Below are 23167 nucleotides of genomic sequence, written 5' to 3'. Positions count from 1 at the left end.
CGCGGGCACTGGCGGACTCCGCGGGCTCCTGATGGTGGCTCCTGCCCTGCTGGTCGCAGGCTGTCTCGGCGATCCACCACCACCTCCCTCAAGCGCGCCTTTGGAGGTCGTCATTGAGGGGTGCGAGCTGAATCGTTCAGACGTGGCCGCGGGCACGCATGACGTGTCGGTGGTGGGGGCCGGAGTCGTCGAGATACTCGACGCCTCCGGCCAGGTGGTGCTGTCAGTCTCCTCAGAAGACGTCGGCCGGGGACAGCTGGAAACTACCGCCCAGACCTACACCGTTCGATGCACTCCGTCCTCCGGCGTCGCGTCGTCAACAGAACTGGAGTCGGCACCCGCTGGAGGATAAGCGTCCGCAGGGCGTCGGCTTCATGCACTTGCCAACCTGGAAAGTTCGCGGCATACTTGCCAACATGGAAACTGCAGCAACCGGCCCCGAACCCGAGCACGCCCGCTCCATGCTGGCAGCGGCCGACCAGTCACGCAGCCAGCTGATCGACTCCCTCCGACTCCCCGGCGAGCTGCACGTCGCCCTGGCCCTCGGGGTGGCCGTGCAGGTCGGCACGGCTGCCTATGGGATATCGCAGCAGACGGCGGGCGGGCTAGCGGTCGTTCTGACCGGGATGGCGGTGTTCGGCCTGGTCGCTGCATTCATCCTGCACCGGTTCCGACGGGTCAACGGGGCCAGGGTGGATGGCCTCAGCAGTCAGGTGCTCCTGGGGAGCGGGACGCTGATCTCCCTGCTCTATCTCGGCTCGCTCGGCGCCGCGATCTGGGCCGCCTTCGAGTCGGCGTGGTGGCTCGTGACGGTCTCCGCCGTGGTCGGGGGGGCCAGCTACGCCGTCGGCGTGCGCGAGTGGTGGAAGTCGTATCGGCACGACCCCGTGGCCCGGACGCGCGGGGCTTCCCCACGGGTGCTGGCGGGACTGGGTGCCGTGGCGTGCGTTGGACTCCTCACCCTGCTCCTCGTCGGCTGATGGCCATCCTGAACCCGTTGATCCACGCCCCCGTGCGGCTGCAGCTGCTCACCTCGCTCTCCGCGGTGTCCGAGGCGGAGTTCGTGACGCTACGCTCACTCCTCGAGGTCAGCGACTCCGTGCTGTCAAAGCACATCTCCGCACTGGTCGAGGCCGGATATGTGCACAGCCGCAAGGGCGTGCAGGCCGGGCGACGGACGACCTGGGTCGGGCTGACCAAGCACGGCCACGCCGCCCTGCGCGACCACGTCCGGGTCCTGCGAGCCCTGATCGACGCCGTCGAGTGACAACTGACCCGGCACGCGCCGACTTCACCTAGGCGGTCGCCGAAGGGTCAGCGCAGGAGTTCTCGCTCAATGACGGCGACGGCGCCAGCCACGCCGTCCTCGCTCCGCACCAGCTCACCGATGTGCGTGGCACGCCCCACGACGCTCTTCTCCAAAGCGACGGACAGCGCCGAGCGCAACCGGGGTTCGCTCGCCTGCGGCACGGGCACCGGCGCCGCGCCGACCCCGATCTCGTGCACCCGCCGCGCGAAGAACGGCTGGTCCATCGTGAACGGCAGCACCACCTGGGGCCGCCCCGCCCGCAACGCCTGAGCCGTGGTCCCGGCGCCGCCGTGGTGCACCACCGCCACCGTCCGCGGGAACAGGAGCTCGTGCGGGACGTCGTCGACAAACAGGACGCGATCGTCGCCCGGCGTCCCGTCCTCGAGCCCGGAGCCCCGCATGACGACGGCCCGGTGCCCCAGCTCCAGCACCGCAGAGACGGTGTGCGCCAACGCATCCCGGACGGCGGGGACGGTGTGCGACCCCAGCCCGACATAGACCGGCGGACCACCCGCGTCCAGGAACCGCCCCACCGTTGCGGGGAGTGCTGCCGGGAGGTCGAGGAACGGGTAGCCGGTGGCCCGCACCATCCGTCCGCCCACGCGGCGCGGCGTCACCAGCTGCGCACTGTTGGCGACGAACGCCGGGGCGGTCGCCAGCTGCGCCAGCCCCCGCAGACGCGCCCGGCGTGACGTGGCCGGGTCGGCAGTGGCGAGCCGCAGCGAGGGCACCATGGCCTGCAGGCCTGCCGCGAGGTTGAGCACCGACCGGCCCGCACGCACCGAAAACAGGCTCGAGTCACCCCACACCGAGGGCAGCGCGGGGACGAACATCATCAGCACCTGAGGCTTGCGGGGTCCGCCGACCATCCCGGGCCACGCCGAGCTCATGGCGGTCGTGACCAGCGCGTCGTAACGCGGCAGCAGGTCCGTCATCGTGGCGCGGACCGCCGGTGCCATGACCCGCGCAACGTCACCGAGCAGCTCCATCTGCTGGGTCAAGCCGGTCGGCATCCCCTGACGCAGCGCGTCGCTGCGGTAGTAGGCCATGGCATCCAGCGCCACCTCCTCGACGGGGACGCCGGCGTCGCGCACCACGTCCACGAAGTCGCTGGTGGCAGTCATGCCGACCTCGTGCCCGCGCGTCTGCAGGCCACGGGCGACGGCCAGCACCGGCTCGTAGTCACCGCGGCTGCCAGCAGCAAGGAGAGCGATGCGCATGCCTCCAGTCTGCTGCACGCCCCGGTCGGTTCGGGCCCCTGGCCTCGACTACAAGTCATCGGTGCCTGTCCCGGGCTTGACCCGAGAAGACACCCCCTCACCCGACGAATGACCTCGGGCCTAAGGACGCCTTCTCGGGTTGAGTGTCCGTTCGACCACTTCGTCGACGTAGCGTCGAGCCGGTCCGGCATAGCGCTCGGGGAAGGTCACCGCGCAGCCAATCGCCCACGCGTTGCCCTCCAGCGCCCGCAGCCGCAGCCACGGGGCCAGCTCCTCCTGGCTCGGCACCGGACGTCCCGTCAGGATGGCGTATGCCGTGAGGCCGGCCCTTCCTGCCTCGACCGTCGGGGTGCTGCCCAGCACGGCGAGGTCCCACTCGATGGGGCCGCGACAGGACTCCTCCAGGTCGCTCCACCGCCACAGACCGGCGCCGTCGCGCAGCAGGTTGCCGCGGTGCGCGTCGCCGTGCAGCAACACCTCCTGCGTGCCGAGACCCTCGATGCCGGCGAGCGCCTCCTCGTGCTCCCTTGTGAGCGCCGCGAGCTCGGCCGCGTCCAGGAACCCGTGCCGGGCGGCATACGACAGCGGTTCGGTGATCACCTGGTGGGCCACCGTCAGCACCGGCAGGTCCCGGCCGGCGTCAACGAGTTTGCGATGCCAGTCAGCAAGTGCCGCAGCCGACTCCGCAGGGATCGCCCTCGTGTCGTCACTGCCGACGTCGGTCCAGAGCGAGACCCACAGGCCGTCGACCTCGTGCGGCCCCGCATCCACGACCTGCGCGGGAGGGACCACCGCCGCGCCGGCCGCGTGGGCGATCCGCCCGACGGCGACCTCGGTGGCCAACCACCAGCCCGGGTCACGTCGCTGGGCACCGGTGTGGGTGGAGACGCGAGCGACCAACCCGGCCCTCGGCATACGCACCATCAGCGACCCGCGGTTGGACAGGACCTGCGGCTCGTCGACGTCCAACCCGAGCCGCTGCCACAACGTGGTGAGCGCCGCGGTGCCACGCCGGGCGGTGCGCACCGCGGTCGCGCTCGCCTCCGGCTCCATCCCGGCATCGTAGGGGGCACCTCCCCCACGTGCGCGCCCACCGCACAGCCCATAGCGTCGAGAGGGACAGCCCGGTCGCCGGGCCACCGATAGGAAGGACCCGACATGACCGACGTCAAGAAGATCACCGTCAGCCGAGTCATCAACGCGTCTGCCCAGGACATCTTTCACGTCCTGTCCAACCCCGAGCGGCACCGCGAGCTCGACGGCTCCGGCTTCGTGCGCTCCGACGACCGCACCGACCGGATCACCGGCACCGGCCAGGTGTTCACCATGAACATGGAGGGGGACCACATGGGTGGCGAATACCAGACCGACAACCACGTCATCGGCTATGACGAGAACCATCTGCTCGCCTGGGAGACCGCTCCGGCCGGCCAGGAGCCGCCCGGTTGGCAGTGGGTGTGGGAGCTCACCCCCGACGGCAACGACTCGACCACCGTGGCGCTGAGCTATGACTGGTCCCGCGTCACCGACGAGGAGACGCTCAAGGCCGTGAGCTTCCCGCTCGTGACCGAGGATGAGCTGGAGAACTCCCTGGGTCACCTGGCGTCAGCCGTCGCCGGCTGAGCCCTATTTCGCAGGCATAAGAGCTCAGGTCAGGTGGTCGAAGTCGCCGCGCACCCAGGCCGTATGCCGATCGGCTGAGTAGCGGATCGTCTCCTTCGCAGCGGCCGGGACGACCGCGCCGAAGTTGTTGTAGAGCCGGTCGAAGTGCAACTCCTCGACCTGGGCAGCCAGTCGTTGGACCACGGTGCCCGACAACGGCAGACGGTTGGGATAGCTGCGCATGAAGCTGACCGTCCTGCGGTCGGGGTTGGGGAAGATCGCATCGCCCGCCAGCAGGACCCCCTTGCCGTCGTTTCCGTTCACCCACTCGAGCACGGCCTGGCCGCGGAAGTGGCCACCGACCCGGTGCAGCGTCAGACCGGGCGCGACCGCACGACGCTCGTCATAGAACTCGACGCGCTCATCACGGCGCACCCACTCCCGGTCGCGCTCGGCGACCAGCACCGGAACCCCGAGCGCGGCTGCCCAATCGGTCTGCACGCCATACATGTGCGGGTGGCTCGCGGCGACGGCCAGGGTCGGTCCCAGGCCGCGGACGAAATCGACCGTCTCGTCATCGATATAGCCGATGCAGTCGAAGAGCAGCGTCCCGTCCGGCGTGCGCACGACCATCGTCTGCTGCCCGATGCCGATCGCGGGCTCTGCACGCAGACCCCAGAGCTCGGGCTCGACCTCGTCGATGACGATGCGGGTGCCGTCGGCCCGCTGCTGCTCGACGGTCGTCCACCGGGACCCGCCCTCCGGCACCCACTGCCGCTCGTCATCGCAGATCGCGCAGATGTCCGGCGCCCTCTCCTGGTCGGCGGTCTCCACCGCGCACGTCTCGCAGATCCAGATCATGGGGGCCAGTCTGTGCCGACGTCACCTCGTCCGCCACCCGCGCCGATCAGCCGGGGTCCAGTCAGTCGTCGCCCTCTGCGCGGCGGCGACGGGCGAGCTCCAGGAACGGCTCAAGCAGTGCGGGGTCGTCGAGGGCGGCGCGCTGGACGACCGACTCCGGGTCAGCACCCTGCAACACCCGCTTGAGCGGGACCTCGAGCCGCTTGCCGGTGCGGGTGTGCGGCAGGGCCGCGAGCTGGATGATCTCGTCCGGGACGTGCCGGGGTGAGGCCCTGTCCCGGATGGCTGCCCGGATGACGGCACGCAGGTCATCGTCGAGGGTGGCCTCCGGGTCGGTCAAGACCACGAACAGCGGCATCCAGTAGCCTCCGCCTCGCTCCTCGACCCCCAGCACCAGGGACTCCCGGACCTGCGCGACACTCTCGACCGCGTGGTAGATGTCGGCGCTGCCCATCCGGACCCCGTGCCGGTTGAGCGTGGCATCGGAGCGTCCGTGGATCACCACGCTCTGACGTGGGGTGATCGTGATCCAGTCTCCGTGGCGCCACACGCCGGGATAGACGTTGAAGTAGGACTCCCGAAAGCGGGCGCCGTCAGGGTCGTCCCAGAAGGAGACCGGCATCGAGGGCAGCGGTCGGGTCATCACGAGCTCGCCGACCTCGCCGCGCAGAGAGCGGCCGTCGGGGTCCCAGGCATCCATCGCCACGCCGAGGTTGCGCACGGACAGCTCTCCGGGCCAGACCGGGACCGTGGGCACCCCGCCGCAGAACCCGCTGCAGATGTCGGTGCCACCGCTCATCGAGAAGAGCGGCATACCGCCGGTCGCGGTGACCGCCCACTCGTGTGTCGACGGACTGATCGGTGAACCGGTGCTGGCCAGGATCCGCAACGCGGACAGGTCCAGGTCCCGCGCCGGGCGCAGGCCCGTCTCGCGGGACGCCTCGAGATAGCCCGGGCTCGACCCGAAGGCAGTCACCCCGTGCTCGGCCACCAGCTGCCACAACCGTCGGCCGTCAGGATGGGCCGGCGCCCCGTCATAACAGAGGATCGAGGCGCCGGTGGCCAGCGCCGACGACTGGATGTTCCACATCACCCACGACGGCGAGGTGAACCAGAAGAGCCGGTCCGTCGGGCCCAGGTCGAGGTGCAGCCCCAGGAGTTTCAGCTCCTCCAGCAGGATCCCACCGTGGGACTGCACCATGCCCTTGGGACGCCCCGTCGTGCCGGACGAGAAGAGCACCCACAGCGGGTCGTCAAAGCCGACCCGCTCCCAGGAGGGCTCGGCACGCTGCGCCGACGCAGCCGCCCACGAGTGCGCCGGCACCCCCGGGGCGTCCAGGGCTCCGACACCGAGCCGCTCCACCACCAGCACGTCGGTGACCGTGGGCAGCGAACCCAGCACCTCACGGACCGCAGCGCGCTGATCACGGGCACGCCCGGCATACCGATAGCCGTCAGCCGTGACCAGCACGGAGGCCTCAAGCGGACCCAACCGGTCCCCCGCCGCCGACGGCGCATAGTCCTGACCCACGCTCGACCACACCGCCCCGATCCCCGCGGTGGCCAGCATCGCCATGACCGCCTCCGGGATGTTCGGCAGATAGCCCACCACCCGGTCACCGCGCCCCACACCCCGGCGACGCAGCCACTGCGCCACCGCTGCCACCTGGGCGCGCAGGTCACCCCAGGTCAGCTCGGTCGCGGAGCCGTCCTCCCCCACCCCCACCACGGCGACGTCGTCAGCGCGTCCGCGGGACACGACATACTCCGCATAGTTGAGCTGGACCTCGGGGAACCAGACCGACCCCGGCATCGACTCCTGCGCCAGCACCGGCCCGTGCGCACCGAACAGGTCACCAACCCCGAAGAAGTCCCACACCCCGCCCCAGAACCCGTCCAGGTCCGTGATGGACCAGTCCCACAGCTCGTCGTATGTCGACAGGTTGCGTCCCGCACGCACCTGCGCCAGGTCTGTGAAGTCGGTGATCCGCGCCGACGCGACGACCTGCGCTGACGGCTCCCACAACGGGACCGGCGACTGCTCCGTCTCACTCATGGTGCTCCCTCAGTCATCGTGGCTCACCTCAGTCGTTGGCCCAGCAGGACACGGCTCAGAGCGCCAGCGGCACCGTCATCCCGATCAGCTCGGCAGGCTCATCGGAGGTGTTCTCCCACCAGTGGCCGAGCGTGCAGTCATAGGTGATCGTGTCTCCCGCCTCCAGCTCGTGCCGCTCATCACCGATCACCACGACGAGCCGCCCCGCGAGCACGTGCACGGACTCGGTCCCCAGGTGCCGGAACGGACGCTGCTCATGTGAGGTGTGGGCCGGCATCACCGTGCGGATCACCTGCATCGGCGCCTCCAGCGTGGGCGTGAGCAGCTCGCGCACCAGCCCCTCGGGGTCCTCGGCCAGCGGCAGCTGCAGGCGGCCCTCGGCCCGCACCAGCGCCGAGCGACCCGAGCTGTCCTCCCTGACCAGGTCGGCGACCTGGACCCCTAGCCCGTCAGCCAACCGGCCCAACGTGGTGAGGGACGGGTTGCCCTGGCCCCGCTCCAGCTGGCTGACGATGCCGGTGCTCAGCTGCGACGCCCGGGCGAACTCCTCCACGGTCAGGCCCAGTCGCTGACGGATCCGGCGCACCCGACCACCCACCGCCGCGGCATCGGGCGGCGGTCCGGTGGTCGGGTGGGCAGGTGGCGTCATGGTCCGCCCATCGTAGGCGTGGACCGTGCCGGGTCGGTGAGCTCCGCGCTCGCGTCGTCGGCGGCCGTGGGGAGCGTCGCCAACATCCGGCGGAGCAGGCGAAGGGGCTGCTGGTCATCGTCGACGCGCAGATCGACCTCGGTCAGGGAGGGAGACACGTCCTCGAAGGCGTTGTTGACCACCCGCAGCGCCGCGCTCTGCTGCCCCCGCGCGTCTCCCCCCGCCGCCTGGGCCGCCTCGAGCGCCACGAGCAACCGAGCACTGAACGTCTCCTCAGAGGTGTCGGTGAGCACCCGGTGCATCTCGTCCAGCACGGCGGGCCCGGCCAGGAGATTGCCCAGCACCACGAAACCGGGTCCCTGGACGGCGCCGGCCCAGGGCGTGCAGCCCGCCCCCGTCCAGACCGCCGTGTGTCCGGCAGCGTCGACGATCCCGACCTGGCGACGGTCGAAGTCGTCGTCCTCCCGGGCCAGTCGGTTGATCACCTGCTGCGGGTCGAGCCCATCGCGCAGCAGCTGCAGCCCCAGGGAGCGGAACCGCTGGTTGGTGTAGGCCTGCGTCACCAGCGCACCGACCTGCGGGGCCAGCGCCGGCACTGCCGCACCGACGGCCAGGGACCTCGAGGCAGTTGCCACGCCCAGGCGTGCGCCGTCCCCCGACAGGGCCACCACCGAATAGGTCACGACGTCTCCTCGTCATCTGGAGCCGGCCCGGCGACCGGTCACGTTTTGGTGACGCTTGCCCACCACTGTCCGGGCAGGTGTTGCCAGCCCGTGAAATCTACAGCATGATGAAGAAATCTTCACTCTAATGCCCAGGCACGCGCCATCAGAGGAGCAGTCACCATGTCCCGTTCCATGACGACCCGGTTAGCTGCCGGTCTCACCCTCGCCCTCACCCTCGCCGCCTGCTCGGGTGGCGGGGACGCCGTCGACGTCAACGGCGACGGCAACGACAACGAGGCCCCGAGCGAGGCCGCGGGCGACGGCGGCGAGCAGGCAGCCTCCGGTGGCACCCTCGCCGCAGCCATCGCGGGTGAGCCGGACCAGCTGGACCCGCACGTGACCACCGCCTACTTCTCCTTCCAGGTGCTGGAGAACGTCTACGACACGCTCATCGAGCCCGACGTCAACCTGGAGATGCAGCCCGCGCTGGCCGAGTCCTGGGAGACCTCCGAGGACCAGCTGACCTGGACGTTCCACCTGCGCGAGGGCGTGACCTGGCACGACGGCAGTGACTTCACGGCCGATGACGTCGTCTACTCCTACAACCGCATCATGGACGAGGAGCTCTCCCCGTCCTGGCGCTTCTCCAGTGTCGAGTCGGTCACCGCGGTCGACGACCAGACTGTCGAGATCGTCGTCAGCGGACCCTCACCCAACCTCCTGGCCAACCTCGGCGGCTACAAGGGGGTGGCGATCGTGCAGCAGGACAACGTCGAGTCCGGTGACGTGACCACCGCCCCCATCGGCACCGGACCGTTCAGCCTGACCAACTACACGCCGGGCTCGTCGATCACGCTGGAGGCCAACCCGGACTACTACGGCGGAGCACCAGAGGTCAGCGGGGTGGAGTTCCGCTTCATCTCCGAACCGACCACCGCCCTGGCCTCGCTCCAGTCCGGTGACGTCGACTGGACCGACAACGTCCCGCCCCAGCAGGTCGCCTCCCTGGACGGCGAGGACGGGCTGGAGCTCGGGCAGGTCGGCTCCAACGACTACTGGTATCTCGCGCTGAACCAGGAGCATGAGCCGTTCGACCAGGTGGAGGTGCGCCAGGCGATCGCCTACGCGATCGACCGCGAGGGCATCACCGACGCCACCATGTTTGGCAACGCCACCGTCAACCAGACGGCGATCCCGGAGTCGAGCTCGTGGTACACCCCCTACGACACGTACTCCTACGACCCGGACCAGGCGACCAGTCTGTTGGAGGGTGCCGGCGTGGACCCGGCCGACATCGAGATGGAGATCATGGTCTCGACCGACTACCCGGAGACGGTGCAGGCCGCGCAGATCATCTCCAGCCAGCTGTCCGACATCGGGATCAACTCCGAGATCAAGTCGCTCGACTTCGGCGCCTGGCTGGACGAGCAGGGGCAGGGCAACTACGACATGCTCATGATGGGCTGGCTGGGCAACATCGACCCCGACGACTTCTACTACAGCCAGCATCACAGCGACGGTGCGAACAACTACCAGGGCTACGCCAACCCCGAGGTCGACGAACTGCTCGACCAGGGCCGGACCGAGACCGACGAGGCTGCCCGCAAGGAGATCTACGACCAGGTGGCGACCACGGTCGCCGACGACGCCAGTTACATCTACCTCTACAACCCCGACGTCGTGCAGGCCTGGTCCAGCGACGTGCAGGGCTACGAGGTGATGCCCAACCGGGCCATCCGGTTCCGCGACGTCACCCTCAACTGACCTGCGGGGCCGCGCGCCAGCCCGGGCGCGGCACCCTCCCCCGACAGTTCTGGAGTCCCCATGGCCTACGTCCTGCACCGACTGCTCCAGTCGGTGGTGGTGCTCTTCGGCGTGACCATCGTGGTCTTCCTCATCGTGCACCTGGTGCCGGGCGACCCGATCCGGATCGGGATGGGGACCCGGTTCGACCCCGAGGTGTATGACGCGCTGCGCAGGGCGTCGGGACTGGACCGGCCGCCGGTGGAGCAGTACCTCACCTACGTCGGCAAGGCCGCGACCGGCGACCTCGGGGTCAGCTTCCGCTCCGGTCAGCCCGTGACCCACCTGCTCACGGCGCGGCTGCCGGCGACCGTCTCGCTGGCGGCGGTCGGGATCCTGATCGCGCTGCTGGTCTCCTTCCCGCTGGGCATCATCTCGGCCGTCAAGAACGGGGGCGCGGTCGACTCGGTCGTCCGCGCGGTGAGCCAGCTCGGCGTCTCGCTCCCCAACTTCTGGTTGGGGATGCTGCTGATCCTGCTGTTCTCCTCGACCCTCGGCTGGCTGCCACCGTCGGGATACACCCCGATCACCGAGGACCCCCTCGAGTGGGCGAAGCGGGTGATCATGCCGGGGATCACGGTCGGGGTGGTCGCCGGCTCGATCCTGACCCGCTATGTGCGCTCCTCGGTGCTGGAGACCCTCTCGATGGACCACGTGCGCACCGCCAACTCCAAGGGCCTGCCTGCCCGGCTGGTGCTGATGCGCCACGTCGTCCGCAACGCCCTCGTGCCGGTCATCACGGTGACGGGCACGCAGATCGCCGCGATCCTGGGCGGGGTGATCGTCGTCGAGGTGGTCTTCGCCTGGCCGGGTCTCGGACTGCTGGTGTATGACGCGGTGCGGGCCCGGGACTATCCCCTCCTGCAGGGCGCGGTGCTGCTGATCGCCGTGATCTTCCTGCTGGTCAACCTGGTCGTCGACCTGCTCTATGCCAAGGTCGACCCCCGGATCCAGCTGGGAGGTGAGCAGTGAGCACCGCGGAGCGGGACGTGCCCCCTCAACCGGAGGGCACGGCATACGACCAGGTCGTGCTGGTCCCCGACGAGGGGCCGCGCGGCTGGCGACGCACCGCGCTGGAGCTGCTGCGGCGGCCGGTCGCGGTGGTGTCGATGCTGGTCCTGCTGGGCGTGCTCGCGCTGGCGCTCTTCGGTGACCTGGTCGCGCCCTATGGGGTCAACGAGGTCAACCTCTCCGCCCGGCTGCAGCCACCGAGCGCGGACTTCTGGTTCGGCACCGACGAGCTGGGCCGCGACATCCTGTCCCGCGTGATCGCCTCTGCGGCGGTGTCGGTGCGGGTGTCGTTGATCGCCGTGTCGATCGCCCTCGTGGTCGGCGTGACCGTGGGCCTGCTCGCGGGCTTCTTCGGTGGGTGGCTGGACGCGCTGATCATGCGCACCCAGGACGTGCTGTTCGCCTTTCCCGAGATCCTGCTGGCGATGGCCATCGTGGCCATCCTGGGACCGGGCGTGACGACGGCCACCATCGCCATCGGCGTCGTCTATATCCCGGTGTTTGCGCGGGTCACCCGGGCCAGCACGCTGTCGGTGCGCACCGAGACCTATGTGCGCGCCTCGAAGTCACTCGGCGCCGGCCCCTGGCGGCAGATGACGAGCCACGTGCTGCCCAACATCTCGGCCCCGATCATCGTGCAGACCTCCCTGTCGCTGTCGTTCGCGATCCTGTCCGAGGCCAGCCTGTCGTTCCTGGGACTGGGCGTGCAGCCGCCCGAGCCGTCATGGGGGCGGATGCTGTTTGACTCGAGGGCCTTCTTCCAGGACGCCTGGTGGATGAGCGTCTTCCCCGGGCTGGCGGTCTTCGTCACGGTGCTGGCCTGCAACCTGCTCGGGGACATCCTGCGCGACGTCCTCGACGTCCGCTCGGCCGCCACGGCGCGAGGAGGCACCCGGTGAGCACCGCCCTAGATGTGCAGTCACTGTCCGTGACGATCGGCCAGGCCCGCATCGTCCGGGATGTCAGCTGGTCGGTCGAGCACGGGCAGACCCTCGGGATCGTGGGCGAGTCCGGCTCGGGCAAGTCGCTGTCGGTGCTGTCGGCCGCCGGGCTCGGCCCGGGCACCGCCAGGATCAGCGGGTCTGTGGTTCTGACCGACCCCGACGGCGGCGACCAGCACGACCTGCTCACGATGAGCGGCAACGCCCTGCGCCGGATCCGTGGGCGGCGCATCGGCTTCATCTTCCAGGACCCGGCGACGTCGCTGAACCCGATGCTCACCGTGGAGCGGCAGCTGACGGAGGGGCCGGAGGTGCACCTGTCGATGACCCCGAAGCAGGCGCGCGGGCGGGCGCTGGAGCTGCTGGAGCTGGTCGGCATCCCCGACCCGGCCCGGCGGCTGAAGTCCTATCCGCACGAGCTCAGCGGTGGCATGCGCCAGCGCGTGATGATCGCCGTCGCGCTGGCCTGTGACCCTGAGGTCATCATCGCCGACGAGGCGACCACGGCACTGGACGTGACGATCCAGGCCCAGATCATCGAGGCGATCCGGGACCTGCAGGAGCGGCTCGGCACCGCGACCGTCTGGATCAGCCACGACCTGGCCGTCGTCGGCGGCATCGCGGACGAGGTGGTCGTGATGTATGGCGGCGAGGTCCTCGAGCGGGCCGAGACCGTCGACCTGTTCCAGCACACCAAGCACCCCTACACCCGTGGCCTGTTCGAGTCGCGCCCCCACCTGGGGCGGCGCACGGACCAGCTGTTGAGCATCCCCGGCGCACCACCGGACCCGCGCGCCATACCTCCCGGCTGTGTCTTCTGGGACCGTTGCTCGGTGCGCGGCGACGAGCGCTGTCGGGGCGAGCACCCGGAGCTGGTCGACCTGGGCGACGGGCACTGGGTGCGCTCGTTCTATCTTCCGGAGGACGCATGAGTGCCGTGGCGCAAGCTGCCCAGACGGTGACCGACCGTCGAGGCGAGCCGCTGCTGACCGTCGAGGACCTGCACGTCCGGTTCCCGGTGCGCGGTCCCGGTCGACGGCAGTGGCTGCGTGCCGTGCAGGACGTGTCGTTCACGATCGGTCGTGGGGAGACCCTCGGGCTGGTGGGTGAGTCCGGCTCGGGCAAGTCCACCATCGGCAACGCGCTCCTGCGGCTCGTCCCCGTGCACGGCGGCAGCATCCGGCTCGGCGACACCGACGTGCTCACCGCCCGCGGCAAGACGATCACTGACGTCCGCAGGAGGATGGCGATGGTCTTCCAGGACCCGCTGGCGGCGCTCGACCCACGCTCCACGGTGGCCGACTCCGTCGCCGAGCCCCTCAAGATCCACCGGATCAAGCCCACCGGCGGGCGTCGAGCGAGGGTGACCGAGCTGATGGACCTGGTCGGCCTGCCCCAACGGTTCCTGGATCGCTATCCGCACGAGCTCTCCGGTGGGCAGCGCCAGCGGGTCTGCATCGCCCGGGCGCTCGCGGCCGACCCCGAGCTGCTGATCCTCGATGAGGCCACCGCTTCGTTGGACGTCTCCGTCCAGTCCCAGATCATGAACCTGCTGCGCCAGCTGCAGGACGAGATGGGCCTGTCCTACCTGTTCATCAGCCACGACCTCGCGTCGGTGGAGCACATGAGCGACCGGGTGCTGGTCCTCTATCTGGGCCGGATCATGGAGCGGTCACCGCGCGAAAGCCTTTATGTGTCCCCCGGCCACCCCTACACGCAGGCGCTCATCTCGGCGATCCCGCTCGAGGACCCGGTGGTCGAGCGCGAGCGGCGGCGCATCATCCTCGAGGGAGACATCCCGTCCCCGATCGACCCACCGTCCGGTTGCGTCTTCCGCACACGCTGTCCCCTGGCGATCCCCGAGTGCGCCGAGGGGCTCCCACCAGGTCACGAGCTCGGCCCGGACCACACGTCATACTGCATCCGGGCCGGGGAGCAGGTGGCCGGAAGTTCGCCTGCCGCCGACGCGCGGTGACCCTCGTGGCGCGGACCCTCCTGGCCACGGCTACAGGGTCAGCCGCACGTGCCGGTTGACGTCCTTGTAGAGCAGGTAGCTGAACGGCCCGGGACCACCCGCGTAGCACGCCTGGGGGCAGAACGCCCGCAGCCACATGAAGTCGCCGGCCTCCACCTCGACCCAGTCGGTGTTGAGCAGATAGAGCGCCTTGCCCTGCAGGACGAACAGCCCGTGCTCCATGACGTGGGTCTCGGGGAAGGGGATCGAGGCCCCGGGCTGCAGCGTCACGATGTTGACGTGCATGTCGTGGCGCAGGTCGCTCGGGTCGACGAACCGCTGGGTGCTCCACGCGCCACCGGTGTCGGTCATGGTGACACCCGCGACGTCCCGGGCGTGGGTGACGAACGAGTCGGGCAGGCCCACGCCGTCAGCCCGTTGGTAGGCCTTGCGGATCCAGTGGAAGCTGGCCTTCTCGCCGGTGCGGTTGTGCAGCGACCAGGTGGTGCCCGCAGCGAGGTAGGCGTAGCCCCCGGAGGTCAGGGTGTGCACCGTCCCACCCAGGGTCAGCTCGACCTGCCCGCCCACCACGAACAGCACCCCCTCGGCGCCGGCGTCCGGCTCGGGGGCGTCGCTGCCCCCGCCGGGGGCCACCTCCATCAGGTACTGCGCGAACGTCTCGGCGAACCCGCTCAGCGGGCGGGCCAGCACCCACAGTCGCGTGCCCTTCCAGTGCGGCAGCAGGCTCGCGGTGATGTCGCTCATCGTCCGCGCCGGCAGCACCGCGTAGGACCCGGTGAACACCGCCCGGTCGGTGGTCAGCGCTGTCTGAGGCGGGAGTCCGCCTCGGGGGACGTGGTAGGTCATGCCTTTCCTCTCCAGAGCAGTGCGCCGGCGGGGCGGTCGAAGTCGATCTCCGCGCCGGCCAGGAACGTGCGCCGCACCACCCCGGAGAGGGTGCGCTGGTCGTAGGGGGTGATCGGGTTGCGGTGCTCGAGCTCCTCGGCACGCACCACGAAGGACTCGTCCGGCGCAAAGATCGACAGGTCGGCGGCGTAGCCGACGGCGATCGCCCCCTTGGTGCGCAGGCCGGCCAGCGCGGCCGGTGTGGCTGCCATCCACTCGACCACCTGCTCGAGGGTGATGCCACGCGCCCGGGCCTCGGTCCACACGACCGGCAGGCTCACCTGGAGGGAGGCGATGCCACCCCAGGCCGTGCCGAAGTCGCCGGTGTCCAGTCCTTTGAGGTCTGGGGTGCAGGGCGAGTGGTCGGTGACGATGCAGTCGATGACGCCGTCCTGCAGGCCCCGCCAGAGCAGGTCCCGGTTGCTGGCCTCGCGGATCGGCGGGCAGCACTTGAACGCCGTGTTGCCGGCCGGGATGTCCTCGGCCGACAGTGTCAGGTAGTGGGGGCAGGTCTCCGCCGTGACCTGCACGCCCTCACGTCTGGCGCTGGCGATCATCGGCAGCGCGTCCGAGGATGACAGGTGCAGGATGTGCACCCTCGCCCCGGTCCACCGGGCGCGCTCGATCACCTCGGCGATCGCCAGGTTCTCCGCCCCGCGGGGCCGCGAGCGCAGGAACCGCTCATACTGGTCGCCCTCGGCGTGCGGTGCCCGGTCGATGGCACGGGAGTCCTCGGCGTGCACGATCATCAGGGCGTCGAAGGTCGCCAGTTCGCGCAGGTCCTGCTCGAGCTCCTCGGGGTCCAAGGGCGCGAACTCCTCCACCCCGGAGTGCAGCAGGAAGCACTTGAAGCCGAACACTCCGGCATCGTGCAGGGCGCGCAGCCCACCGGTGTTGCCCGGCACGGCCCCGCCCCAGAACCCGACGTCGACGTGTCTCTTGCCCTGCGTCGCGGCGACCTTCTCCGCGAGAGCGGCCACGTCGACGGTGGCGGGGACGGAGTTCAGCGGCATGTCGATCAGCGTGGTCACCCCGCCCCGTGCGGCGGCCCGGGTTGCGGTGTCGAACCCCTCCCATTCCGCGCGTCCCGGCTCGTTGACGTGGACGTGCGTGTCCACCAGTCCAGGCAGCAGCACCTCGTCGGCCGCCAGGTCGATCACCGTGTCGGAGGTCAGGTCCTGGCCCAGCGGGACGACCGCCTCGATCACGCCTGCGATGATCGCGACCTCCCGGGGCTGCACACCTGCCGTCGTGCAGACCCGCTCGCCCCGGATCACCAGGTCGTATGCCGAGGGGCCAGGCCCGCTCACAGCTGATCGCTGGCGACGGCGCCAGTCCCGTGGACGAGCTGGCGCAGCGCCGTCACCTGGAACGGCACCTCCTCCGCCCGCACGGCACCGCAGTCCAGACCGCGCAGCAGGAAGCCGGCCATCGCCTTGGCGGTGGCTGGCTCGTCCAGCACGGGGCCGGAGCGTCGCCCGAGGTAGGTGTCCAACCGACCCAGCACCTCGGGCAGACCAGCCCGGAAGAAGGCGTACGTCGCGGCATACCGGCTGGGCAGCTGCGCCGGGTGCAGGTCCCACCCCTGATAGAAGCCACGCCGCAGCGAGCGCATCACCAGCCTGCCGTGCAGTGCCCAGGCCGCGTCCACGGCCTCCCTCGAGCCGACCGGCAGCACGTTGGTGGACCCGTCGGACAGCCGCACACCGGTGCCGGCGGTGGCCACCTGCATCATCGCCTTGGCGAAGTCGGCGGCCGGGTGGTCCATCGACTGGTCAGCTGCGGCGATGCCCAGCGAGGCGCTGTAGTCGTAGGTGCCGTACGGCAGGCCGCTCACGCGCCCCCGCCCTGCGGCGATCATCGGCCCGATCAGGGAGGAGCCGTCCGGCCCCAGGACCGCCTGCGGTGTCTCCACCTGGATCTCGAACCGGAGCCGACCCTCCGGCAGTCCCAGGGAGCCCTCCAGCGCCTCCAGCGCGAGCACCATGGCCTGCACCTGTTGCACCGTGGTGACCTTGGGCAGCGTCAGGACCAGCCCGTCGGGCAACCCGTCCGCGGCGAGCTCGCTGACGAAGGACTCCAGCGTGCGCAGGCCCCGGGCCCGGGTGGCCGGCTCCAGGCACTTGAACCGGATCCCGACAAACGGCGGCAGCGAGCCGGCCGCCTCAGCGGCGCGGATCGACTCGACCGCCGCGGTCACCGCAGCGTCCTCGGTGGCGTCTCCGTGGTCGCCGTAGCCGTCCTCGAAGTCAATCCTCAGATCCTCGATCGGCTCGCGGGACAGCTTGTCCAGCACCTGCTCGCCGATCCGCTCGGCCTCGGCAGGGTCCTTGACCAGGCCGTGCACCGCGATGAGGTGCTGGACCCCCCCGGCCTCCTCCAGGGCGGTCAGCGCCGCACTGCCCCAGCGGGTCGGCAGGTCGGCGTCGACCCGGTCGGCAGGGACGTAGACCGAGTGCACCGGTTGGCGCCCGCCCGCGTCCCCGGGGTAGTGCGCCGCCGTGCGGGAGTCGGCCGCGGCCAGCAGCACCTCTATCCGATTGCGGACCTCATCGAGCGCACCCATCACCTCTCCTCTCGTGGAGTCTGTCAGCTAAACGACGGGATGGTGCCCCACGCCAGGTCGCTGGGGGTCGTGCCGGTGCGCACCACCTCGGCGGTGATGTCACCGAACGGGCGGTCGGCCGCATAGAAGACGACGTTGGGGTTGTCCTGGCCGAAGGGCTCGAGGTCGACGACGAAGTGGTGGTTGTTCGGACACTGCATCCGGACCGTGTTGATCTCGGGGTGGGTGTCGATGATGCGCGAGCTGATCGCCCACATCGTGTTCTGCAGAGCCATCGAGAACCGTTCGGCGAACTCGGCGAGGATGATGTGCCGCACCGAGGCGAAGATCCCGTCCCAGTCTGCCTCGAGGGTGTTGTACTCCCACCACGCAGACACGTCCGTGGACATGATGCGGTCCGTGGTCTCGGGCAGGGTCGTGTAGGTGCCCTTGGGATAGCCCACGAAGGCCGAGCCAGAGGACTTCAGGACGGTGAGCTCCTTGAGCCCCGCCACCACGCGCAGGTCCCCGCCGTCGGCCTGCACGACGGCGTGGCGCTCCTCCTTGCCGCGGCGCACGAAGGAGAAGTCGTGGGGACCCTGGTCACCGACGATGCGGTCCCACTCGACCTTCATCACCTGCCAGCGTCCTCCGGTGACGATCTGCGGCCACTCCGCGGCCATGAACCGGCCGAACTTGAGCCCGAACTCCTCCGGCGTGCCCACGCCGTCGCGGGCGAGGGAGAAGGTGAGGTTCTTCTGGGTGTCGGTGGGCACACAGGTGGCGTTGTCGCCGTGGGTGTAGATCCGGTCCAGGTCACCGCGGATGGCCGAGGAGACGGTGTAGTCGCTGATGTGGTGGACCGGGCCCTCGCGCTCGACGCGGACGAGGTGGACCTCGGCCTTGCCGTGGGAGGCGGTGCGCAGCTGCGCGTGCTCGCTGGGCAGCTCTCGCGGGGTGGTGTCGACGGTGCTCACATCGTTCCCTTCAGGTGCCGCGGTAGGTGGAGTAGGCATAGGGACTGAGCAGCAGCGGCACGTGGTAGTGGTCCGCCCCCTCGACCTCGAAGGTCACCGTGATCTCCGGATAGAACGAGGCGGTCTCCCGCGCAGCGAAGTAGCTGGCCACCGCAAAAGTCAGGCGGTAGGTGTCCGGAGGGAGCTGACCGGGGCCCAGGTCGCCGATCCGGCCGTCGGCATCCGTGGTGCCGGAGGCCACCTGGACCCACCCGGCCTCCTGCCTGCGCTCAAGGACGACGTCGATGCCGATCGCCGGTCCCCCAGCCGTCGCGTCCAGGACGTGGGTGCTCAGGTGGGAGGTCATCGGGTCAGGGCTCCTCTCAACCGGAGCGCGGCGATCTCGCGGAGCTCCCGGGCGGCGGTCTGGCGTTCGTCCTCGGGAGTGTTGCCGAGCCGTTGCTGGAGAACGGCGAGGATCTCCGGCGCGGTGCGACCGGCGGCGCGGATCAGGAAGACGTGGCCGAACCTGGCCTCATAGGCGGCGTTGCCCGCCGCCAGCTCGGCCTGGGTCTGGGCATCGGAGGCCACGTCTGCCTGCTCGCGACGGGACATCTCGGCGTCGGCCCCGGCGCCGAGGGGACGATCGCCGATGCGGGGGTGACGCGCGAGCGCGGCGTCAATCTCTGCGTCCGTCCACGGCACGGCCACCACCTCGGCCGCGCTGGTCACGTCGTCGACGCTCGCGTAGGGCCGGCCCGCCACGATGGCCCAGACCCAGCGGTCCACGTCCGCGCAGGCCCGCACCAGGGCGGCGGCCTCCTGCGACGGTGCGGTGTTGAACTCCTCCAGCGCCACGGCCATTCCTCTTCCCGGACCCCACGGGGACGTCCGACTCGCCAGGAACCACCGTCCACCGGAGTCGGTTGCCGCGAGGCGAACACCTCGGAGCGTCCCTTCCACCTGCGACGAGTCTGGACCGGTGACGCTAGGGGACCCGCAGGAGCCTGTCAAGAGCCCAACCACCGCGTCCCCGTCGGCGGTCTCCACGGCGCACGTCTCGCAGACCCAGATCATGGAGCCAGCCTGTCTCCGTTGCTCCGCCCACGCCCCCCGCGCCGACCTTTCGGCCTAGCAGAAAAGTCCGGTCCAGCCGGTGGAGTTTGTTCGACCAACGTGAATCTCAGGACTACGAGACGGCTGTGGCTACGACTCTGGAGCCACCCACACCGATGTGGCCCACATCACCCACCGAAGATCAGCTCGGCGATCGTGACGCAAAGGAAGTAGAACAGTGCAGTTCCACCACCACGGATACGTCAAACATGATCCACGCATCAAGGAGCCCGCTGGCACGGGCATCGACCGCCCGGCCGAGCTCCCAGACACCATGGATGTGCTCATTGTCGGCGCCGGCCCAGCCGGCATCATCCAGGCCGCCCAGCTCACGAACTACCCGAGCGTGACCACCCGCATCATCGAGAGCCGACCTCACCGTCTCGAGATTGGCAGGGCGGACGGACTCTGGCCGCGCAGCAGCGAAACGTTCCAGGCGTTCGAGTTCCGGGACCGCATCGCCGAGGAGGCAATGCACCTGCGAGAGATGAACTTCTGGGGCCCCCACCCGGCGAATCCCGCCGTGATCGCGCGTGGCGTTCGCGCTGCCGACCCGCCTGCTCACATCTCTGAGTTCCCGCCCATCGTGGTGAACCAGGCCCGTGTGATCGACTACTTCGCTGAGTACGCCGCCAACGGGCCGGCCAAGATCGAACCGGACTATGGCTACGAGTTCGTTGACTACTCCAGGGATGACTCGGACGAGTTTCCCGTCCAGGTTCGCCTGCGTGACCCCGACGGACAGGAGAGGCAGGTGCGCACGAAGTATCTGGTGGGCTGCGACGGCGCCCGAAGCCTGGTCCGTGATAGCGCCGGGATCGAGGTCATCGCGGATCAAGCTGCCCACGCCTGGGCAGTGATGGACATCCTTGCCGTCACCGACTTCCCCGACTTCCGCACAAAGTGCGGCATCCAGTCAGACAAGGACGGGACGGTCCTGCTGATTCCTCGCGAGGGTGGCTTTCTCGTGCGCTTCTACGTCTCGCTCGGGGATGTCGACGACGCGAATCGCGCCCAGGTCCGGGCGACGACCGTCGAGGAGGCCATCGAGCGCGCCAAGCGCATCCTCAACCCCTACTCCCTCGATGTGCGGGAAGTGGCGTGGTACAGCGTCTATGAGGTGCGTCACCGGATCGCACAGCAGTTTGACGATGCCCGGACCGCACCGGCCTCTGACGCCGGACCGCGAGTATTCATCGCGGGGGACGCGTGTCACACCCACAGCGCCAAGGCAGGTCAGGGCATGAACGTGTCGATGCAGGACGGATGGAACCTGGCATGGAAGCTGGGACAGGTTCTCGAAGGCCGGAGTGCACCGTCGCTTCTGTCGACCTACGCGGCCGAACGGCTCGTCATAGCCGAGGATCTGATCGCCTTCGACAAGGAATGGTCCGCCATGATGTCCAAGCGCCCAGAGGAGTTCTCCAGTCCGCAGGAGATAGGCGACTTTTATGTCGATTCAGCCGAGTTCCCCAACGGCTTCTCAACCGAGTACCAGCCCTCCACCCTGACCGGTGAAGCCACTCATCAGGAGTTGGCGGCCGACTTCCCGATCGGCAAGCGGTTCAAGTCAGCCGAGGTGTCACGTGTCGCGGACACGACCCCACGGCACCTGGGGCATCACTTCCGCGCGGATGGGCGCTGGCGGCTGTATGCCTTCGCCGACACCGACGGAACCGCAGTGGCTGACCTCGCGAACTGGCTCGAGCACTCACCCCAGTCACCGGTGACGAAGTTCACTCCGGAGGGCGCAGACATCGACGGCGTGTTTGACGCCAAGGTCATCTATCAGCAGCCCTACCAGGAGATCGACCTGGGGCAGGTCTCGAGGTACTTCCTGCCCGATGTCGGGCCCCTTCGTCTGACGGACTACGAGAAGGTCTACGCGGCACTCCCCGACTCGGACATCTTCAACATCCGCCAGATCGACCGACAGTCTGGAGCCCTGGTGATCGTGCGGCCCGACATGTATGTCGCGCACGTCCTGCCCCTCACCGCTCGCGAGGAGATCACCGAGTTCTTCGCGAACAGCATGCTCGTGCAGCAGGCGAGTGAGTCGATCGTCGTCGACGCCTAGGACGCAGGAGGGCCCCCGAGTCCGTCGGTTCTTCCGCCTGGCTCGGGGGCACTTTGCGTGCACCGTCCCGCGCGCTCTAGTCGTCCAGGAACTCCCGCAGGATCTCCACGAGCGCCGTGGGCTGCTCGAGGTTGACCTGGTGGCCGGCGCCGGGGACCTCGCGCAGCTGGGCCCCGGGGATCCCGCTCGCCAGCGCCTGGGCCGACGACCGGTTCGCCACGTCCTTGGACCCGATGAGCACGAGCGTTGGCGCCGTGATCTTCGGCAGCGCGTCGGTGAGGTCGATGTTGCGCACGATGTCCAGCGTGTGCAGCAGCCGCTCCTTGGAGACGCTGGAGTCGGCCAGGCGCGAGGCGGGCATCATCTTCAGCATCCGCAGCTGCATCTTCATCAGCGCTCGCGGCGGGCGCACCAGGCCGGCGATCAGCACCAGCCGGCGCACCCGCTCCGGGAAGTCTGCGGCCAGCCGGGTCGCCACGACGGCGCCATAGGACTGGCCGCCCAGGTCCACCGCCTGCATGCCCTCGAGCATCAGGTCGGTGTCCAGCTTCGCGGCGGCGTCGGCCACCGTGACCCGCTCCTTGTCCGTCGGCTTCAGTCCGGGCACCCACGGGGTGAGCAGACGACGCGACGGATAGAGCGGCACGATCACGTCCTCCCACGCCATCGGCGCCTGGCCAAGTCCGTGGAGGAGGACGAGCGGGGTCGGGTCGGGCGAGTCAGTCACGGCACGAGCGTATGCCGCGGGGCCGGGTCAGGCAGCAGACAGCTCGCTGACCGCAGCGACGACCTGGTCATAGAGACCACGGACGTCCTCCTCCGGTGCACCGTCGAGGAGCTCGCCCTCCGGAGTCAGGTCCTGGCCGAACTTCAGACCGGGGCCGTCGAGACGGGCAGCCTTGACGCGGTCGAGGACCTCGCCCAGCTGGTTAGTGGCGCTGGCAGCGCCGCCCCAGCCATAGCCGATGACGCCGATCGGCAGCTCGCTCCACTCGGCGTGGATGGTGTCGATGGCGTTCTTGAGAACGGCGGGGTAGCCGGCGTTGTATTCGGGCACCGTGAGGATCAGACCGTCGAACTCGCGAACCTTCTCCGACCACGCGACGGTGCTGTCCATCGTGTAGTTGCCGGTGGCCGGCAGCTCAGGCTCGGCCAGGAAGGGCAGGTCGATCGCGGCCAGGTCGACGATCTCGACCTCGGTGCCGTAGGGAGCCAGCTCTGAGACCCACTGGGCGACCTTGTGGCCGATCCGGCTGGGGCGCGAGCTGCTGACGATGATGCCGATCTTGGGTGAAGTCATGCCTCAGTCAATAGATGAATGTTCAACAATGTTCCCCGCTGACACCGACTGTGCGAGGTGTCACACGACTGGTCCTCGCGGCTGTCGGCTGCCAGGCCTGGACCGCGACTGTGCCAAAGGCCAACCTGGACCGCGACGGCGCCCGAAAGCGCGCCCTGGACCGAGGCCGGACATGCCTGTCGGCCCGGCCGTGGGG

23 protein-coding genes are annotated in these 23167 nt (G+C 69.5%); 9 read left to right on the top strand and 14 right to left on the bottom strand.

From position 1 onward, the window contains the following. Window positions 1–416 precede the first annotated feature (416 nt). A complete protein-coding gene (locus tag NF557_RS05590; RefSeq protein ID WP_252622471.1) occupies window positions 417–980 on the top strand; it encodes a hypothetical protein in 564 nt (187 codons plus the stop codon). Then, entirely contained in the window at window positions 980–1267 is a 288-nt protein-coding gene (locus NF557_RS05585; protein ID WP_252622469.1) for a transcriptional regulator, read from the top strand. The genes NF557_RS05590 and NF557_RS05585 overlap by 1 nt, the downstream gene beginning before the upstream one ends. Window positions 1268–1314: 47 nt before the next feature. Here the strand turns inward: NF557_RS05585 and NF557_RS05580 are convergent, their stop codons facing one another. Continuing rightward, entirely contained in the window at window positions 1315–2529 is a 1215-nt protein-coding gene (locus NF557_RS05580; protein WP_252622467.1) for a glycosyltransferase, read from the bottom strand. A 120-nt stretch (window positions 2530–2649) separates the two neighbouring features. Then, window positions 2650–3582 carry a phosphotransferase family protein gene (locus NF557_RS05575; RefSeq protein WP_252622465.1) on the bottom strand — a complete coding sequence of 311 codons (933 nt, stop codon included), beginning with the start codon at window positions 3580–3582 and terminating at the stop codon, window positions 2650–2652. Window positions 3583–3687: 105 nt separating this feature from the next. On the opposite strand from NF557_RS05575, the gene NF557_RS05570 reads away from it, so the two are divergent. Beyond that, the gene (locus NF557_RS05570) at window positions 3688–4152 is read left to right on the top strand and encodes an SRPBCC family protein (RefSeq protein WP_252622463.1); all 465 of its coding nucleotides are present in this window, start codon (window positions 3688–3690) and stop codon (window positions 4150–4152) included. Between the two features lie 24 nt (window positions 4153–4176). On the opposite strand, the gene NF557_RS05565 is transcribed toward NF557_RS05570, so the two are convergent. The 4 genes from NF557_RS05565 to NF557_RS05550 all read right to left on the bottom strand — a co-directional run bounded on the left by NF557_RS05565 (window position 4177) and on the right by NF557_RS05550 (window position 8380). Continuing rightward, on the bottom strand, window positions 4177–4992 hold the full coding sequence (locus tag NF557_RS05565) for an MBL fold metallo-hydrolase (RefSeq protein ID WP_252622461.1): 816 nt from the start codon (window positions 4990–4992) through the stop codon (window positions 4177–4179). 61 nt (window positions 4993–5053) lie between these two features. Then, on the bottom strand, window positions 5054–7048 hold the full coding sequence (locus tag NF557_RS05560; RefSeq protein WP_252622459.1) for an acetoacetate--CoA ligase: 1995 nt from the start codon (window positions 7046–7048) through the stop codon (window positions 5054–5056). Window positions 7049–7103: 55 nt separating this feature from the next. Next, complete coding sequence (locus NF557_RS05555; RefSeq protein WP_252622457.1) at window positions 7104–7697, bottom strand: helix-turn-helix domain-containing protein; 594 nt, start codon at window positions 7695–7697, stop codon at window positions 7104–7106. Next, window positions 7694–8380: a DUF1028 domain-containing protein gene (locus NF557_RS05550; protein WP_252622455.1), complete on the bottom strand. Its 687-nt coding sequence runs from the start codon at window positions 8378–8380 to the stop codon at window positions 7694–7696. The genes NF557_RS05555 and NF557_RS05550 overlap by 4 nt, the downstream gene beginning before the upstream one ends. Before the next feature lie 174 nt (window positions 8381–8554). Between NF557_RS05550 and NF557_RS05545 the strand changes: the two genes are divergently transcribed. From NF557_RS05545 to NF557_RS05525, 5 genes are read left to right on the top strand one after another with little or no spacing between them, the layout of a single operon-like run. After that, complete coding sequence (locus NF557_RS05545) at window positions 8555–10126, top strand: ABC transporter substrate-binding protein (protein WP_252622453.1); 1572 nt, start codon at window positions 8555–8557, stop codon at window positions 10124–10126. Window positions 10127–10186: 60 nt separating this feature from the next. Beyond that, window positions 10187–11137 (top strand): ABC transporter permease, encoded by a 951-nt coding sequence (locus NF557_RS05540; protein ID WP_252622451.1) that lies wholly within the window; start codon window positions 10187–10189, stop codon window positions 11135–11137. After that, window positions 11134–12075 (top strand): ABC transporter permease, encoded by a 942-nt coding sequence (locus tag NF557_RS05535; RefSeq protein ID WP_252622449.1) that lies wholly within the window; start codon window positions 11134–11136, stop codon window positions 12073–12075. Before NF557_RS05540 ends, NF557_RS05535 begins: the two co-directional genes overlap by 4 nt. Next, window positions 12072–13049: an ABC transporter ATP-binding protein gene (locus NF557_RS05530; RefSeq protein WP_252622447.1), complete on the top strand. Its 978-nt coding sequence runs from the start codon at window positions 12072–12074 to the stop codon at window positions 13047–13049. The genes NF557_RS05535 and NF557_RS05530 overlap by 4 nt, the downstream gene beginning before the upstream one ends. After that, window positions 13046–14092 (top strand): ABC transporter ATP-binding protein, encoded by a 1047-nt coding sequence (locus tag NF557_RS05525; RefSeq protein WP_252622445.1) that lies wholly within the window; start codon window positions 13046–13048, stop codon window positions 14090–14092. Before NF557_RS05530 ends, NF557_RS05525 begins: the two co-directional genes overlap by 4 nt. Window positions 14093–14122: 30 nt before the next feature. Here the strand turns inward: NF557_RS05525 and NF557_RS05520 are convergent, their stop codons facing one another. The 6 genes from NF557_RS05520 to uraD are packed head-to-tail and all read right to left on the bottom strand — an operon-like array spanning window position 14123 to window position 19342. After that, window positions 14123–14938, bottom strand: a complete 816-nt coding sequence (locus NF557_RS05520; protein WP_252622443.1) for a bifunctional allantoicase/(S)-ureidoglycine aminohydrolase — start codon at window positions 14936–14938, stop codon at window positions 14123–14125. Continuing rightward, entirely contained in the window at window positions 14935–16287 is a 1353-nt protein-coding gene (allB, locus tag NF557_RS05515; RefSeq protein ID WP_252622441.1) for an allantoinase AllB, read from the bottom strand. Before allB ends, NF557_RS05520 begins: the two co-directional genes overlap by 4 nt. Continuing rightward, on the bottom strand, window positions 16284–17543 hold the full coding sequence (locus NF557_RS05510; RefSeq protein WP_252622439.1) for a DUF6986 family protein: 1260 nt from the start codon (window positions 17541–17543) through the stop codon (window positions 16284–16286). Before NF557_RS05510 ends, allB begins: the two co-directional genes overlap by 4 nt. 23 nt (window positions 17544–17566) lie before the next feature. Continuing rightward, window positions 17567–18499 carry a factor-independent urate hydroxylase gene (gene pucL / locus NF557_RS05505; protein ID WP_252622437.1) on the bottom strand — a complete coding sequence of 311 codons (933 nt, stop codon included), beginning with the start codon at window positions 18497–18499 and terminating at the stop codon, window positions 17567–17569. Window positions 18500–18509: 10 nt separating this feature from the next. After that, complete coding sequence (gene uraH, locus NF557_RS05500) at window positions 18510–18845, bottom strand: hydroxyisourate hydrolase (RefSeq protein ID WP_252622435.1); 336 nt, start codon at window positions 18843–18845, stop codon at window positions 18510–18512. After that, complete coding sequence (gene uraD / locus NF557_RS05495) at window positions 18842–19342, bottom strand: 2-oxo-4-hydroxy-4-carboxy-5-ureidoimidazoline decarboxylase (RefSeq protein WP_425342960.1); 501 nt, start codon at window positions 19340–19342, stop codon at window positions 18842–18844. Before uraD ends, uraH begins: the two co-directional genes overlap by 4 nt. A 430-nt stretch (window positions 19343–19772) precedes the next feature. Between uraD and NF557_RS05490 the strand changes: the two genes are divergently transcribed. Beyond that, a complete protein-coding gene (locus NF557_RS05490; protein WP_252622423.1) occupies window positions 19773–21671 on the top strand; it encodes an FAD-dependent monooxygenase in 1899 nt (632 codons plus the stop codon). 76 nt (window positions 21672–21747) lie between these two features. Here NF557_RS05490 and NF557_RS05485 read toward each other — a convergent pair whose 3' ends face one another. Further along, the gene (locus tag NF557_RS05485) at window positions 21748–22398 is read right to left on the bottom strand and encodes an alpha/beta fold hydrolase (protein ID WP_252622421.1); all 651 of its coding nucleotides are present in this window, start codon (window positions 22396–22398) and stop codon (window positions 21748–21750) included. Window positions 22399–22425: 27 nt separating this feature from the next. Then, a complete protein-coding gene (locus NF557_RS05480) occupies window positions 22426–22971 on the bottom strand; it encodes an NADPH-dependent FMN reductase (RefSeq protein WP_252622419.1) in 546 nt (181 codons plus the stop codon). Window positions 22972–23167 lie beyond the last annotated feature (196 nt).

Source organism: Ornithinimicrobium cryptoxanthini (assembly GCF_023923205.1).
Taxonomy (GTDB): domain Bacteria; phylum Actinomycetota; class Actinomycetes; order Actinomycetales; family Dermatophilaceae; genus Ornithinicoccus; species Ornithinicoccus cryptoxanthini.
The sequence above is the reverse complement of the archived record's forward strand: the minus strand, read 5'-3'. Positions and strand labels throughout refer to the sequence as shown.

Bases quoted from the DNA above. Each gene is read 5' to 3' on its own strand.
- NF557_RS05590 (WP_252622471.1), top strand. From the start codon at position 417: ATGGAAACTGCAGCAACCGGCCCCGAACCCGAGCACGCCCGCTCCATG.
- NF557_RS05585 (WP_252622469.1), top strand. From the start codon at position 980: ATGGCCATCCTGAACCCGTTGATCCACGCCCCCGTGCGGCTGCAGCTG.
- NF557_RS05580 (WP_252622467.1), bottom strand. From the start codon at position 2,529: ATGCGCATCGCTCTCCTTGCTGCTGGCAGCCGCGGTGACTACGAGCCG.
- NF557_RS05575 (WP_252622465.1), bottom strand. From the start codon at position 3,582: ATGGAGCCGGAGGCGAGCGCGACCGCGGTGCGCACCGCCCGGCGTGGC.
- NF557_RS05570 (WP_252622463.1), top strand. From the start codon at position 3,688: ATGACCGACGTCAAGAAGATCACCGTCAGCCGAGTCATCAACGCGTCT.
- NF557_RS05565 (WP_252622461.1), bottom strand. From the start codon at position 4,992: ATGATCTGGATCTGCGAGACGTGCGCGGTGGAGACCGCCGACCAGGAG.
- NF557_RS05560 (WP_252622459.1), bottom strand. From the start codon at position 7,048: ATGAGTGAGACGGAGCAGTCGCCGGTCCCGTTGTGGGAGCCGTCAGCG.
- NF557_RS05555 (WP_252622457.1), bottom strand. From the start codon at position 7,697: ATGACGCCACCTGCCCACCCGACCACCGGACCGCCGCCCGATGCCGCG.
- NF557_RS05545 (WP_252622453.1), top strand. From the start codon at position 8,555: ATGACGACCCGGTTAGCTGCCGGTCTCACCCTCGCCCTCACCCTCGCC.
- NF557_RS05540 (WP_252622451.1), top strand. From the start codon at position 10,187: ATGGCCTACGTCCTGCACCGACTGCTCCAGTCGGTGGTGGTGCTCTTC.
- NF557_RS05525 (WP_252622445.1), top strand. From the start codon at position 13,046: ATGAGTGCCGTGGCGCAAGCTGCCCAGACGGTGACCGACCGTCGAGGC.
- NF557_RS05520 (WP_252622443.1), bottom strand. From the start codon at position 14,938: ATGACCTACCACGTCCCCCGAGGCGGACTCCCGCCTCAGACAGCGCTG.
- NF557_RS05510 (WP_252622439.1), bottom strand. From the start codon at position 17,543: ATGGGTGCGCTCGATGAGGTCCGCAATCGGATAGAGGTGCTGCTGGCC.
- uraH (WP_252622435.1), bottom strand. From the start codon at position 18,845: ATGACCTCCCACCTGAGCACCCACGTCCTGGACGCGACGGCTGGGGGA.
- uraD (WP_425342960.1), bottom strand. From the start codon at position 19,342: ATGGCCGTGGCGCTGGAGGAGTTCAACACCGCACCGTCGCAGGAGGCC.
- NF557_RS05480 (WP_252622419.1), bottom strand. From the start codon at position 22,971: ATGACTTCACCCAAGATCGGCATCATCGTCAGCAGCTCGCGCCCCAGC.